This is a genomic window from Devosia sp. Z6_126, assembly GCF_058133495.1.
The window spans coordinates 176,244-188,597 of sequence record NZ_JBYUNO010000003.1 but is presented as its reverse complement, the minus strand read 5'-3'; the positions used below and the strand labels follow the sequence as shown (position 1 = coordinate 188,597).

General features: G+C 63.2%; 16 protein-coding genes. 5 read left to right on the top strand and 11 right to left on the bottom strand.

All coding sequences use genetic code 11. From position 1 onward, the window contains the following. Positions 1-114: 114 nt before the first annotated feature. The gene (locus AC3YOG_RS13070) at positions 115-807 is read left to right on the top strand and encodes an alpha/beta fold hydrolase (protein WP_489935389.1); all 693 of its coding nucleotides are present in this window, start codon (positions 115-117) and stop codon (positions 805-807) included. A gap of 15 nt (positions 808-822) precedes the next feature. Here AC3YOG_RS13070 and pth read toward each other — a convergent pair whose 3' ends face one another. The 6 genes from pth to lgt all read right to left on the bottom strand — a co-directional run bounded on the left by pth (position 823) and on the right by lgt (position 6,294). Beyond that, positions 823-1,536: an aminoacyl-tRNA hydrolase gene (gene pth, locus AC3YOG_RS13065; protein ID WP_489935388.1), complete on the bottom strand. Its 714-nt coding sequence runs from the start codon at positions 1,534-1,536 to the stop codon at positions 823-825. A 71-nt stretch (positions 1,537-1,607) separates the two neighbouring features. After that, positions 1,608-2,228 (bottom strand): 50S ribosomal protein L25/general stress protein Ctc, encoded by a 621-nt coding sequence (locus tag AC3YOG_RS13060; protein WP_127753725.1) that lies wholly within the window; start codon positions 2,226-2,228, stop codon positions 1,608-1,610. Positions 2,229-2,539: 311 nt separating this feature from the next. After that, complete coding sequence (locus AC3YOG_RS13055; protein WP_127753724.1) at positions 2,540-3,472, bottom strand: ribose-phosphate pyrophosphokinase; 933 nt, start codon at positions 3,470-3,472, stop codon at positions 2,540-2,542. Positions 3,473-3,588: 116 nt separating this feature from the next. Beyond that, entirely contained in the window at positions 3,589-4,356 is a 768-nt protein-coding gene (gene pgeF / locus AC3YOG_RS13050) for a peptidoglycan editing factor PgeF (RefSeq protein WP_489935387.1), read from the bottom strand. Beyond that, entirely contained in the window at positions 4,353-5,435 is a 1,083-nt protein-coding gene (locus AC3YOG_RS13045) for a class I SAM-dependent methyltransferase (protein ID WP_489935386.1), read from the bottom strand. The genes pgeF and AC3YOG_RS13045 overlap by 4 nt, the downstream gene beginning before the upstream one ends. Further along, the gene (gene lgt / locus AC3YOG_RS13040) at positions 5,425-6,294 is read right to left on the bottom strand and encodes a prolipoprotein diacylglyceryl transferase (RefSeq protein WP_489935385.1); all 870 of its coding nucleotides are present in this window, start codon (positions 6,292-6,294) and stop codon (positions 5,425-5,427) included. The genes AC3YOG_RS13045 and lgt overlap by 11 nt, the downstream gene beginning before the upstream one ends. Positions 6,295-6,359: 65 nt before the next feature. Between lgt and AC3YOG_RS13035 the strand changes: the two genes are divergently transcribed. The 3 genes from AC3YOG_RS13035 (at position 6,360) to proC (ending at position 8,232) form a co-directional block, all read left to right on the top strand. Next, positions 6,360-6,620, top strand: a complete 261-nt coding sequence (locus AC3YOG_RS13035; protein WP_489935384.1) for an accessory factor UbiK family protein — start codon at positions 6,360-6,362, stop codon at positions 6,618-6,620. 290 nt (positions 6,621-6,910) lie between these two features. Then, entirely contained in the window at positions 6,911-7,411 is a 501-nt protein-coding gene (locus AC3YOG_RS13030) for a type III secretion system chaperone family protein (protein ID WP_127753720.1), read from the top strand. Next, a complete protein-coding gene (gene proC / locus AC3YOG_RS13025; RefSeq protein WP_489935383.1) occupies positions 7,408-8,232 on the top strand; it encodes a pyrroline-5-carboxylate reductase in 825 nt (274 codons plus the stop codon). Before AC3YOG_RS13030 ends, proC begins: the two co-directional genes overlap by 4 nt. Before the next feature lie 18 nt (positions 8,233-8,250). Here proC and AC3YOG_RS13020 read toward each other — a convergent pair whose 3' ends face one another. Next, entirely contained in the window at positions 8,251-8,688 is a 438-nt protein-coding gene (locus AC3YOG_RS13020; protein ID WP_489935911.1) for a MarR family winged helix-turn-helix transcriptional regulator, read from the bottom strand. A 220-nt stretch (positions 8,689-8,908) separates the two neighbouring features. Between AC3YOG_RS13020 and AC3YOG_RS13015 the strand changes: the two genes are divergently transcribed. Next, positions 8,909-9,799, top strand: a complete 891-nt coding sequence (locus AC3YOG_RS13015) for a branched-chain amino acid aminotransferase (protein ID WP_489888883.1) — start codon at positions 8,909-8,911, stop codon at positions 9,797-9,799. A 42-nt stretch (positions 9,800-9,841) separates the two neighbouring features. On the opposite strand, the gene AC3YOG_RS13010 is transcribed toward AC3YOG_RS13015, so the two are convergent. The 4 genes from AC3YOG_RS13010 to AC3YOG_RS12995 form a co-directional block, all read right to left on the bottom strand. Next, positions 9,842-10,297, bottom strand: coding sequence for a molybdenum cofactor biosynthesis protein MoaE (locus AC3YOG_RS13010; protein WP_489935382.1), 456 nt, complete (start codon positions 10,295-10,297; stop codon positions 9,842-9,844). Position 10,298: 1 nt separating this feature from the next. Further along, entirely contained in the window at positions 10,299-10,550 is a 252-nt protein-coding gene (locus AC3YOG_RS13005) for a MoaD/ThiS family protein (protein ID WP_489935381.1), read from the bottom strand. Next, positions 10,547-11,113, bottom strand: coding sequence for a CDP-diacylglycerol--glycerol-3-phosphate 3-phosphatidyltransferase (gene pgsA, locus AC3YOG_RS13000; RefSeq protein ID WP_489935380.1), 567 nt, complete (start codon positions 11,111-11,113; stop codon positions 10,547-10,549). Before pgsA ends, AC3YOG_RS13005 begins: the two co-directional genes overlap by 4 nt. A 99-nt stretch (positions 11,114-11,212) precedes the next feature. Further along, positions 11,213-12,286, bottom strand: coding sequence for a 3-deoxy-7-phosphoheptulonate synthase (locus AC3YOG_RS12995; protein WP_489935379.1), 1,074 nt, complete (start codon positions 12,284-12,286; stop codon positions 11,213-11,215). Positions 12,287-12,354: the final 68 nt, after the last annotated feature.

Below are 12,354 nucleotides of genomic sequence, written 5' to 3'. Positions count from 1 at the left end.
GTCGGAATGGCGGGGAAGTCAATGCAGGCGTGCCCATCTGAGCGGGAACCAGCCTTGCCCAGGGCGGGAAGGGGGATGTAGCGTGCCCCTGATTAAAGGCGCAAAGGAAGTGAAATGACCCCAATCGTGCTCGTGCCGGGACTGCTGTGTTCGGCGGAGATCTTTGCCGCGCAGGCCACTGCCTTGTGGCCTTACGGACCGGTGACGATCGCGTCGACGCTCGAGGGCGGCACGATGTCGGAAATGGCGGCGGCAATCCTTGCCGCAGCGCCGCCGCGCTTTGCCTTGGCGGGTATCTCTATGGGTGGCTATATCTGCCTCGAGATCATGCGGCAGGCGCCCGATCGGGTGGTCAAGCTCGCCCTGCTCGACACGTCGGCCCGGCCGGACACGCCAGAACAGACCGCGGTGCGGCGGGAACGGCTGGCGCGGGCCAAGGCCGGCGAGTTCGAAGCAGTGGTGGTTGAAGCCACCGGCGCAACACTGCATCCGGACCGGCAGGACGATCCGGAGCTGCGGGCCGTGAACCTGCGCATGGCGCTCGCGGTTGGCCTCGAGGGCATGGTGCGCCAGCAGGAGGCAATCATTGCGCGGGTGGACTCGCGGCCAAGCCTTGGCGCCATCACGGTGCCGACGCTGGTGCTGGTGGGGGATAGCGATCCACTGACGCCACCCGAGCGGGCGCGCGAAATTGCCGAAGGGATCGCGGAGGCCGAGCTCGTGGTGGTGCCCGATTGCGGACATGCGTCCACAATCGAGCAGCCCGAAGCGGTTAATGCGGCACTGATCCGGTGGATCACATCCTAAAGCTGAGCGCGGCCACTAGTCCTTGTTGCCGAGGAGGCGCTTGAGCATGTCGGCCATGGGGCCAGTGGCGGGCAGCTTGGCTTGCGGCTCAGCGGGGCGAGCCTGGCGGATATGGGACTGGGCCTTGGTGGCTGGCTTGGGCGCAGCCAAGGCGGCTCCCTCGCTCTTCGTGGCCAAGGCGAGCTTGTTCATGAAACCGCTGTCGTCGCCCGCAAGCAGCATACCGATATTGGCGGCGATGGCATCGAGCAGGGGCTCGAGCCAGGTGGCATCGGCCTTGCTGAAATCGCCGAGCACATGGTGGGTGACCAGGTCCTTGGAGCCGGGATGGCCGATGCCGAGGCGAACGCGCTTGTAGTTGAGGCCGATCTGCGGGTCGATTGAGCGGAGCCCGTTATGGCCACCATTGCCGCCACCGATCTTGACCCGGACCTTGCCGGGGGCAAGGTCGAGTTCGTCATAGAGCACGATGACCTCGGCGGGGTCGATCTTGTAGAAGCGGGCGACCTGCTGCACGCTGTCGCCCGATTTGTTCATGAAGGTCTGCGGCTTGAGCAGCAACACGCGCTCGCCATTGATCGTGGCTTCCGAAATCAGGCCGGCATGCTTGCTTTTCCAGGGACCGGCATTGTGGCGCCGCGCGATGGCGTCGATGGCCATGAAGCCAATATTGTGGCGGTTTCCGGCATATTGGTTGCCAGGATTGCCGAGGCCGACCAGCAGGTACATGAGGAACTCCCGAAACAAAACGAGGCGGCCCGGAGGCCGCCTCGAAATTCAGCAACAGAACACCAGGCCGGTTAGGCGGTGGCTTCTTCGCCGGGCTCAGCCTCACCGCCTTCAGACGACTTCAGCGCCGAAGGAGCAACGATGGTCGCAATGGTGAAATCGCGATCGGTGATGGTCGGGGTCACGCCGGCTGGCAGCTGGACAGCCGAAATGTGGATGGAATCGCCGATCTCCGAGCCGGTGAGATCGACAACGATCTCTTCGGGGATGGCATCGTTGGGAGCCAGCACTTCAACAGTGTGACGCACCACATTGAGGGTGCCGCCGCGCTTGAGACCGGGGCTCTGCTCTTCGTTGATGAAGGTGACATGCACTTCCACCTGGAGCTTGGAATTGGCGCCGACGCGGAGGAAATCCACGTGCAGGGCGAAGTCCTTGACCGGATCGAGCTGGTAGTCGCGCGGGATCACGCGGTGGACGGTGCCGTCGACGTCCAGATCGATGACGTGGCTCAGAAAGCCGCCGGCATAGATGTGCTTCATCGCGTCCTTGTAGGCGAGCGAGATGGTGACTGGGGGTTGTTTGTCACCGTAGATAACAGCGGGAACGAGTCCCTGACGACGCAGCTCACGAGCGGCCCCCTTGCCCACTCCCTCACGCGCCTGTGCCTTGAGCACCTTGGTCTCAGCCATGGAATTTCCATTCATGGGGTTGGTGTATGCGTCCTTACAACAGCATACGCGCCCGTCCTCCAGGGGTGACGAGCGCTTCATGGGCGGGCTATAGCCCAAAGCCGAGGGAGGAGCAAGGGAATGCTCGGCGCGCGGCAGCGTGCGGGTCAGTTTTGGCGGGGATTTGCGGACCGCCGGAGCGCTGGCCGGCCTGGCGCAGCAGGTGCTCGGCAGGGCGACTGTGAGTCATCCCAAGGGCTTGGCCGGCTTTGCTCTCGTGGAGCATTGGCGCCCCCGGCGGGCGGGGGCGCATCCCGCAGTGCGGGGCTGGATCAGTCGAAGAGGCTCGAAACGCTTTGTTCGCTGGCGGTGCGGGCGATGGCCTCGCCAATGAGGGGGGCAATGGAAACGCGCCGGATATTGCCGGCATTGCGCTGAGCTTCGGTCTGCTCGATGGAATCGGTGATCACCAGTTCCTTGAGCTTGGAGCCGGCGATGCGGGCGGAGGCGCCTTCGGACAGCACGCCATGGGTAATGTAGGCGGAGACCTCCTTGGCACCGGCCTTGATCAGGGCCTCAGCGGCATTCACCAGGGTGCCGCCGCTATCGACGATGTCGTCGATCAAGAGGCAGGAATGGCCGGACACATCGCCGATGATGTTCATCACTTCCGACACGCCGGCGCGGGGGCGGCGCTTGTCGACAATGGCGAGATCGGCGCCAATGCGCTGGGCAATGGCCCGGGCACGGGCAACGCCGCCAACGTCGGGCGACACGATCATCAGATTGTTGGTGTCGTAATTCTGCTCGATATCGCGCGTCATCACCGGCGCCGAATAAAGGTTGTCGGTAGGGATGTCGAAAAAGCCCTGGATCTGGGCGGCGTGCAGATCAAGCGTGATCACGCGATTGACGCCGGCGCCAGCGATGAGATTGGCCACGAGCTTGGCCGAGATGGGTGTGCGGGGGGCCGACTTGCGGTCTTGGCGGGCATAGCCGAAATAGGGGAGAACCGCGGTGATGCGGCGGGCCGATGAGCGGCGCAACGCATCGGTCAGGATCAGCAATTCCATCAGGTTGTCGTTGGCGGGAAAGCTCGTCGACTGCAGGATGAAGGCATCTTCGCCGCGCACGTTTTCATGCACCTCGACATAGACCTCCTTATCGGCGAACCGCTTGACCGTGCAGTCGGTCAAAGGGAGTTCCAGATAGGAGGCGACGGCTTCAGCGAGGGCACGGTTGGAGTTGCCGGTGACCAGCTTCATATGGGGTGATCCTGTCTCAACGACCCCGGGGAAGGCGGGGCTATCAGTTTCGGGCGGAGCATTAACGGCTGAAGCCCTGACTAGCAACGCTCCTAACGTAGGATAGATAAGAAGATTTATCCCAAGCCAATAATAGCGATCTGCCGCCCCGTCGTGGTGCCGGCATGCGTGGCATAGCGATGGGAGAAATAGCGGGCGGGATCGGCATAGGTGCAGCCCCCGACCTTATCAACGGTGCTGACCCCCGCGGCGGCCAGCTGATCGGCGACAAAGCCGGGAAGGTCGAAATGCGTCTGGCCTTCGGGTGGCTGGCTGAAGCGGTGCTCGCTGCGGGGGTGAAGCGCAAGGAAGTCGGTCTTGAACTGTTCGCCGACTTCGTAATTGGCCCCGCTGATGGTGGGGCCGATGGCGGCGATGATCCGGGCTGGCTCGGCCCCGAGTTCCGCCATGGCCTCGAGGGTGGCGCTGATGATGTTGTCGGCGGCACCGCGCCAGCCGGCATGGGCCGCTCCGACAACGCCGGCCACCGGGTCGGCGAGCAGAATGGGAGTGCAATCAGCGGTAAGAATGCCCAGCGCGATGCCGTTGCGGGCGCTGACCATCGCATCGGCCTCGACCCGGGGGCCGGAATGGGGCCCGGTGATCGTCACCACGCGGGCGGAATGGGTCTGCTTGAGCAGCGCCAGGCGGTGGGGGTCAAAGCCCAAGGCTGCCGTCACCAGCTTGCGGTTATCAGCCACCACAGCGGGATCGTCGCCATTGGTGTCGGAGAGATTGAGGCTGGCGAACGGCCCTTCCGATAGACCACCCTCGCGGCCGAAAAAGGCGTGCCGGACATTGGGAATGGCGATGAGGCCGGGACTTTGTTCGTGGGGAACGTTCATGCGCTCAATCCTGGCGGCTGCAGGCCGGGGCTGGCGGCGCAAAAGACCTTGAAGAGATCACCCATCTGATCGGGGGCGACGAGGCGGTTGCGGGCCGCTTCCAGGTCCTTGGCCGAGCCCGGATTGGCGGCGCTGAGCGCGCGAGTGCGCTCGTTGATGCCGAGGCGGGACAGGAATTCACCCTGCGTCGCGAGCGGCTGAACCGCAAGGCCGGCATTGCGCGCCACATTGCCCAGGGCCTCAAAATCCACATGGGCGGAAAGATCGGTTTCGCCGGGCGCATCGAGCACATCGGCATAGGCATGGCGGCGCACACCCTGCAGGGTTTCGCCGGTCTGGGTGCGCCCATAGCCATAGTCGATGGCGAGGATGGCGCCGCCTTGCGCCGCAACGAGGCGGGAGAGGCGTGACATCACCTCGCCGGCAGCAAAGCCGACCTCGAACACGGCATTGGGCGGCGCATCGGCGATGGCCGCGGGCATGGTGGTGGGGGGAATAGGAGTGGGTGACAGGCCAAAGGCCAGCTTGTCGTCAGAAAGCCCGACCAGGCGTTCGTTCCAGCCCTGTTCGGTGCGCACGAATTGCCGGATCGGCATGGCGTCAAAGAACTCGTTGGCAACGACGAGGAGCGGCCCGGGCCCGACCTTGTCGAAGCTGTTGATCCATTGCGGCTCATAGGGCTCAAGCCGGCGGTGCTGTTCGGCAATGAGGCCGGGACTGGTCTCAAATAGGCGCAGCTGGAGAGCGTCGCGGAAGCCTTCAGCGCGGCAGGCGACGCGCAGCATATCGGCCATCAGTGTGCCGCGGCCGGGACCGAGCTCAAGCAGGGTGAAGCTCTTGGGCTGGCCAAGTTGCTGCCAGAGATTGACGAAGAAGAACCCGATCAGCTCGCCGAACATCTGGCTGATCTCGGGGGCGGTGATGAAATCGCCGGCGGCGCCCAGCGGATCGGCGCCCTTGTAATAGCCTTCGCGCGGATGGGTGAGGCAAAGGCCCATAAAGGTCGCGACCGACATGGGGCCGGTTTCGCGGATCTGCATGGCGATGACTTCCGACAGGCTCGGCTTGTCAACGGACATGGCGGCCTCGCGAGGCATAGATAACAAGGATGATGCCGCCAATGAGCATCGGAAGGCTCAGCACCTGGCCCATGGTGAGCCAGCCGCCATAGAGATAGCCGATCGGCTCGTCGGGAAGGCGGACGAATTCCACGGCAATTCGCGCCAGGGAGTAGCCAATCGCAAAGATGCCAGCGGTGAGGCCAGGGCGGCGTAGCCCATAGGCGATGTGGGTGACGAAGCGGACCACGAGGAACAGGAGCAGGCCTTCGAGCGCCGCTTCATAAAGCTGGCTCGGATGGCGCGGGGTTTGCAGCGGATCGGTGGGAAAGATGACGCCCCAGGGCAGGGTAGTCGGTGCGCCATACAGTTCGGCATTGATGAAGTTGGCGATGCGCCCGAGCATGATGCCGATGGTGGCGACGGCGCCCAGGAGATCGAGCGCCGACAGCCAGTTGCCGCCCTTGGAGCGCGTGAACAGGATGCCGGCGAGCATCAGGCCCAGCATGCCACCGTGATAGGACATGCCGCCATCAAGCGTGTTGAAGGCCTGCAGCGGATTTTGCAAATAGAAGGGCAGGTTGTAGAACAGGACGTAACCGACACGTCCGCCCACCACGATGGCGAGCATGGTCCAGAAGGCGAAGTCCCAAATCTCCTCGGCCTTGAAGGGCGGGCGTCCATTGGGCCAGAGCCGCGTATTGCGCAGCAAAAGATAGCCGTAGGCGGCGCCGAGGCCGACGCCAAACAGGTATGCGAGGGCATACCAGCGAATGGCGAAGGGGCCGATGGCAAAGGCGATGGGGTCGATATCTGGGAAGGGCAATGAGCGCTCCATGGAGGTCGCGTGGACCATTGCCGCTTCGCCCGCTCTGGTCAAGTCGGCAGCGCTCCCCTACATTTGGGGCAAATGCGCCAGCTGGCGCCAACCCAACAGGTGTCCTGATGAGCCAAGGCAAAAGAATTTTCGACGATCTGGGTCGCGTGATGAATGAAGCTGCCGGTGTTGCCGATGGCGTGCGCCGGGAAGTGGAAACGGTGGTTCGGGGCCAGGCCCAGCGCTTTGTCGCCGATATGGACCTCGTCAAGCGCGAGGATTTCGACGCGCTACGTGAGCTGGTTCAGGTGCAGGGTGAAGAGATCGATGCTTTGCGCAAGGAGATCGCGGCACTGCGTGAGGTCGATACCGGCCCGATCGTGCTGTAAATCAGGCTAGACGAACAACATCTCCGAAGAGGCGCTGCATTGTTGCGGCGCCTTTTTGTTTCCGCTGGACGCAAACGGCGTTGTTAACGCTGTCTTAATACGGGGCCACCAATCTTCCACAAGAGATTGCTGTTCTGAGCCCCGGCCTCGTCCCCGGAATCGCCGATGGCGTGTAGGGTTCTCGTTAAGAACGATTCGTAGGCAATCCCGCGTGCGGCCAGTTCCCTTGCGTACCCGAACCTGCGGCCTTTTGGCCGTGGCATCGATCATCGTTGCAGGACCAAGCTGCCATGTCGCTTTTTCAGGTCGAAGCTGACCGTACCATCCACCCAGTTGATATCATCGAGCAGATCGCGGCGATCAACGACTGGAATTTCGAGCGGCAGGACGCCGACGAAATCTCGATCTCGGTACGCGGCGGCTGGTGCGACTATCACGTTTCCTTCAACTGGATGGAAGACCTCGAGTCGCTCCATGTCGCGAGCGCGTTCGATCTCAAAGTGCCCGAAGGGCGGCGCAACGAGATCAAGCAGCTGATTGCCCTCATCAATGAGCAGCTCTGGATTGGGCATTTCGACAGCTGGAACCGGGAAGGGGTGGTGCTGTTTCGCAATTCGCACCTCCTGACCGGGGGCGCCGAGGTGTCACCCCAGCAATGCGAGGCGCTGCTGCGTTCGGCAACTGATGCCTGCGATCTGTATTATCAGGCTTTCCAGTTCGTGGTTTGGGCCGGCAAAACCGCTGCCGATGCCCTGAGCCATGTGATGTTCGAAACGGTAGGTGAAGCATGAGTGCAGCCCTTCAGACTATCGGCCCGGTGATGCTGATCGGCGCGGGCAAGATGGGCCTGGCCCTCGCGCGCGGGTGGCTCGAGGCTGGTCTGCCGCCCCACAATCTGGTGCTGGTGGATCCTTCGCCGAGCGAAGCCGCAAAGGAGCTGGCACAGGACTACGAACTGCCGATCCATGTGGAAGCCGTCGGGTTGCAGCCCAATGTGCTGGTGCTGGCGGTCAAGCCGCAGGTGCTGGCGCCGGTGATGGAAAGCCTGCTGCCGGTGGTTGGCGCTCACACCGTGGTGCTCTCGATTGCAGCGGGCATTCAGCTGGCGCAGCTGACAGCGGCGTTGCAGACCGGGCGGGTGGTGCGGTGCATGCCGAACACCCCAGCGCAGGTCGGCAAGGGCATGACGGGCGCCGTGGCCGGACCGGATATCAGCGCCGCCGACAAAGCTGCCGTCGATGCCTTGTTGCGCGCTTCCGGCAAGGTGGTCTGGCTCGAGAGCGAGGGCGATCTGGATGCGCTGACGGCGGTGTCAGGGTCCGGTCCTGCTTATGTGTTCAACCTGGTGGAGGCACTGGCCGCCGCGGGCGAAGAGCAGGGTTTGCCGGCCACTATAGCCATGCAACTGGCGCGGCAGACAGTGATCGGTGCTGCGGCGCTGCTGGAGGCGGATCCGGCGCCGGCAAGCGTGTTGCGCGAGAATGTGACCTCGCCCAAGGGCGTGACGGCAGAAGCTTTGGCCGTGCTGATGGCGCCGGACGGGTTGACGCCGCTGGTGGGGCGGGCGGTTGCGGCGGCGCGGCAGCGTTCAGAGGAACTCGGGCGCACCTAAAGGGCTCTCTCTCGTATCTCAGAGTTTTTCGGTGAGCTTGAGCCCGTCGAGCACGGGCCGGTCATTGGGCTCGACCATGCCGGCGAGAAACTGACGCACGATATTGCCCGCTTCTGCGGGCAGGCCGCTGATGGCCGCTTCGATGCGGCTGGCCTGGCTGGCTGAGAGACTGGCGAAGAGTTCACGCCCCTTATCCGTCGCAAATAGCAGGCGCTGGCGGCGATCAGCCTGCCCGGTTTCCTGTTCGATATAGCCATTGTCGATTAGCTGGCGCAGCACGCGGGCAAGGCTTTGCTTGGTGATCTTGAGGATATCGAGCAGGTCGGCGACGGGCATGCCGGGCTTGAGATTAACGAAATAGAGCACGCGGTGATGGGCCCGGCCAAAGCCCTGGCGTTCAAGCAAGGCGTCGGCGTCGCCGGTGAAATCCCGGTAGGCGAAGAAGAACAGGCCCATGATGTCGAGGGGCAGATCAGGGGGGCCTTGGTCGCCCGATTTTATGTCAGCTATGTTGACATTTCTCTGCTGCGCTGACATTGTCTTCCTTATCGACCGCCGATCATTCTTATCCCAAAGCCTTTGCCGTTTGCCAAGGGTATGGGCCTCGGGCATGATCCCCGGCCAGGCGGGTCTGCCAGGATGCAGCACCGATCAATAAACGATTTTGGAGAGGATCATGGCAGGCTTGCCCATGGACCAGCGCGATGGCTGGATTTGGTTTGATGGTGAAATGGTGCCGTGGAAGGACGCGAAGATCCACGTCCTGACCCATGGCTTGCATTACGCCAGCTCGGTATTTGAGGGCGAGCGCGCTTATGGCGGCGAGATCTTCAAGTCGCGCGAGCATACAGAGCGCTTGATCCGCTCCGGCAAGACGCTGGACTTCACCATTCCTTATTCTGCCGACCAGATCGAGGCAGCCAAGCGCCTCGTGCTCGAGCGCAATGGCCTGATCGACGCCTATGTCCGTCCCGTCGCTTGGCGCGGCTCGGAAGAGCTGAGCGTGCCGGCGCGTAACAACACTGTGCATCTGGCGATCGCTGCCTGGGTGTGGCCGAGCTATTTTTCGGTGGAAGAAAAGCTCAAGGGTATTCGCCTCGAGTGGAGCAAGTGGAAGCGCCCATCGCCAGAGACCATCCCTTCTTCGGCCAAGGCCGCGGGTCTTTACATGATCTGCACGCTGTCGAAGGACGCGGCGATGGCTAATGGCTATGCCGATGCGCTGATGCTGGATTATCGCGGCTATGTGGCCGAGGCGACCGGCGCCAATGTGTTCTTCATCAAGGGTCAGGAAATCACCACTCCAGCGCCCGACTGCTTCCTCAACGGCATCACCCGCCAGACCCTGATCGATCTGGCCAAGCGCAATGGCTACACGGTGACCGAGCGGCACATCATGCCCGAGGAGCTGAGCCAGTTCGACGAGTGCTTCCTCACTGGCACGGCCGCGGAAGTGACGCCCGTGTCGCAGATCGGCGAGTTCCGGTTTACGCCGGGGCAGGGCTGCCGCACCTTGATCGACGCTTATGGCGCCGAAGTGCAGCCCAAGCGGGCTGCAGCCGAATAGATAATGAGAATTGGAGGCCGGGTATCATGCCCGGCCTTTTTGTTACCAGTCTGCCAACCAGCGCTCGCGCGAGGCGTCGTCGGCAGGCTTGGCTTCGACCCAGCGTGTGCCCGCAGGCGTTTCTTCCTGCTTCCAGAAGGGTGCGTCGGTCTTGAGATAGTCCATCAGATATTGCGCGCCATCGAAGGCGGCCTGCCGGTGCGGCGCCAGCGTCATCACCTGCATGATCGGCTCCCCAGGCAGGAGGCGGCCATAACGGTGCAGCACCGAAGCGGCCGTGAGTGCAAAGCGCTGCTTGGCCCGCTCAAGGATGGCGCTGATCTCGTTTTCCGCGAGTTCGGGGTAGCATTCGAGAATGAGCGCGGTGATGTGGTGCTCGGGTGTGGAGCGGACAATGCCGGTAAAGGTCACCGCGGCTCCAGCGCCATTGTCACCGGCCAAAAAGGCATTGCTGAGCAAGCCGGGATCAAAAGGCTGGTCGGTGATGCGTACGGACATTTCAGCCGCCGGTCATGGGCGGGAGGATCGCCACTGTGCTGGCACCGAGAATGGACGCATCATGGGCGATGATATGAGCGTCGCGTGAAACCTTGAACTGCTCGGGTTTTTCAAGAGCGAGTGCCAGCGCCTCGTCCTGCTGGGCCAGCCAAGCCAGCAGATCGGCCGCGGTCTCAACCTCGGGCGGCAAGGTGACATCGTCTTCGCTGCGATTGAGGCGCTCGCGCAGCCAGGCGAAATAAAGGATCTTCACGGCGCTTCGCCCGACAGATGCAGCCAGCTGGCGCGGAAATACTGCAGGCCGGTCCAGAGGGTCAGGATGCCGGCGAGCCAGAGCAGGAGGTCGCTGATCAGGCCAAGGCCAGGCACGAGACGCTCCAGCAGCACCAGGGTCAGGGCGACTAGCTGCACGGTGGTTTTCCACTTGGCGAGCTGGCTGACGGGGAGGACCACTTTCACATTGCCGAGAAACTCGCGCAGCCCCGAGATGAAGAACTCGCGAAAGAGGATGGCGATTACCGGGATCATGTCCCAACCCGAAAAGCTGCCATCCCAGGCGAGCACGGCGATCATGATGCCGACCAGCATCTTGTCGGCGATGGGATCGAGCATGCGCCCGAGGGGCGAGACCTGCTGCCACTTGCGGGCGAGGTAGCCATCCACCCAGTCGCTGGCCGCCGCAACGATGAACAATACCAGCGCCACGGCGCGCAAGTTTTGGTCGCCGGTCATCACCAGCCAGGCGATCGGCACGATCGCAAAGATGCGCGCCATGGTGATGAGGTTCGGGATGGAGGTGATCTGGGACTTGGCCATGGGCGAACAAGACAGGAAGGCGCCCGACCGGTCAAGGGTCGAGGCGCGTGCCAGTTGATGCAGCTGCGGTCCGGTGACGCCGGGCGCAGCGCGGCAGGTTCAGGCGACCTGCTGGTTGGTCGCCTGGCGGCGAGCGGTCACAGCATCCGCCAGATGGTTTAGGGCGGCGACCGTTGTGTCCCAATCGATGCAGCCATCAGTGATCGACTGGCCATAAACGAGGTCCTGGCCGGGCACGAGGTCCTGACGGCCGGCAACCAGGTTGGATTCGACCATGACGCCGATGATGCGCTGATCACCGCTGGCGACCTGCAGGCCGACATCGCGCAGCACTTCGGGCTGCTTTTCGGGCTTCTTGGACGAGTTGGCGTGACTGGCATCGATCATGATGGTCGCCGGCAGGCCGGATTTTCCGGCCTGGTCGGCGGCGAGCGCCACGCTGGCGGCGTCATAGTTCGGCGCTTTGCCGCCACGCAGGATGATGTGGCAGTCCGGATTGCCGGTGGTGGTGGCGACGGCGGAGCGGCCCGACTTGGTGACAGCGAGGAAGTGGTGGGGTTCGCGGGCGGAACTGACCGCGTCGAAGGCAATCTTGGTGTTGCCATCGGTGCCATTCTTGAACCCCACTGGGCAGGACAGGCCAGAGGCGAGTTCGCGATGGATCTGCGACTCGGTGGTGCGGGCGCCGATGGCCGCCCAGGACACAAGATCAGCGATGTATTGCGGGGTAGTCATGTCGAGGAATTCGCACGCCGCCGGGAGCCCGAGATTGTTGATCTCGAGCAAAAGGTTGCGGGCGGTGCGCAGGCCGGTATCGATGTCGAAGGAGCCATCGAGATTGGGATCGTTGATCAGGCCCTTCCAGCCCACGGTGGTGCGGGGCTTTTCGAAGTAGACGCGCATGATCAGCTGCAGGCGGTCGCCGAGCTGGTCCCGCAACGCCGCCAGCCTGCGCGCGTAGTCCATGGCGGCCAAAGGATCGTGGATGGAGCAGGGGCCAACGACAACGGCGAGGCGGTCGTCGCTGCCCTTGAGGATGTTGCTGAATTGGTGGCGGGCGCTCAGCACGGTGCGGGTCGCGGCATCGGTGCGGGGATGCTGGCGCATCACCTCGATGGGGGTCGCGATCTCGGTGATGGCAGTGATGCGCAGGTCGTCAGTTGATTTGAGCAATTGTTGGTCCTCGGTAGGGGAAGGCGGCCAACAAAAAAGCCGCCTGTTGGGGGCGGCTGGCTTCGGGT

Excerpts from the sequence above, each read along its gene's own strand:
- AC3YOG_RS13070 (WP_489935389.1), top strand. The coding sequence starts at position 115 with ATGACCCCAATCGTGCTCGTGCCGGGACTGCTGTGTTCGGCGGAGATC.
- pth (WP_489935388.1), bottom strand. The coding sequence starts at position 1,536 with ATGTACCTGCTGGTCGGCCTCGGCAATCCTGGCAACCAATATGCCGGA.
- AC3YOG_RS13060 (WP_127753725.1), bottom strand. The coding sequence starts at position 2,228 with ATGGCTGAGACCAAGGTGCTCAAGGCACAGGCGCGTGAGGGAGTGGGC.
- AC3YOG_RS13055 (WP_127753724.1), bottom strand. The coding sequence starts at position 3,472 with ATGAAGCTGGTCACCGGCAACTCCAACCGTGCCCTCGCTGAAGCCGTC.
- pgeF (WP_489935387.1), bottom strand. The coding sequence starts at position 4,356 with ATGAACGTTCCCCACGAACAAAGTCCCGGCCTCATCGCCATTCCCAAT.
- AC3YOG_RS13045 (WP_489935386.1), bottom strand. The coding sequence starts at position 5,435 with ATGTCCGTTGACAAGCCGAGCCTGTCGGAAGTCATCGCCATGCAGATC.
- AC3YOG_RS13035 (WP_489935384.1), top strand. The coding sequence starts at position 6,360 with ATGAGCCAAGGCAAAAGAATTTTCGACGATCTGGGTCGCGTGATGAAT.
- AC3YOG_RS13030 (WP_127753720.1), top strand. The coding sequence starts at position 6,911 with ATGTCGCTTTTTCAGGTCGAAGCTGACCGTACCATCCACCCAGTTGAT.
- proC (WP_489935383.1), top strand. The coding sequence starts at position 7,408 with ATGAGTGCAGCCCTTCAGACTATCGGCCCGGTGATGCTGATCGGCGCG.
- AC3YOG_RS13020 (WP_489935911.1), bottom strand. The coding sequence starts at position 8,688 with ATGGGCCTGTTCTTCTTCGCCTACCGGGATTTCACCGGCGACGCCGAC.
- AC3YOG_RS13015 (WP_489888883.1), top strand. The coding sequence starts at position 8,909 with ATGGCAGGCTTGCCCATGGACCAGCGCGATGGCTGGATTTGGTTTGAT.
- AC3YOG_RS13010 (WP_489935382.1), bottom strand. The coding sequence starts at position 10,297 with ATGTCCGTACGCATCACCGACCAGCCTTTTGATCCCGGCTTGCTCAGC.
- pgsA (WP_489935380.1), bottom strand. The coding sequence starts at position 11,113 with ATGGCCAAGTCCCAGATCACCTCCATCCCGAACCTCATCACCATGGCG.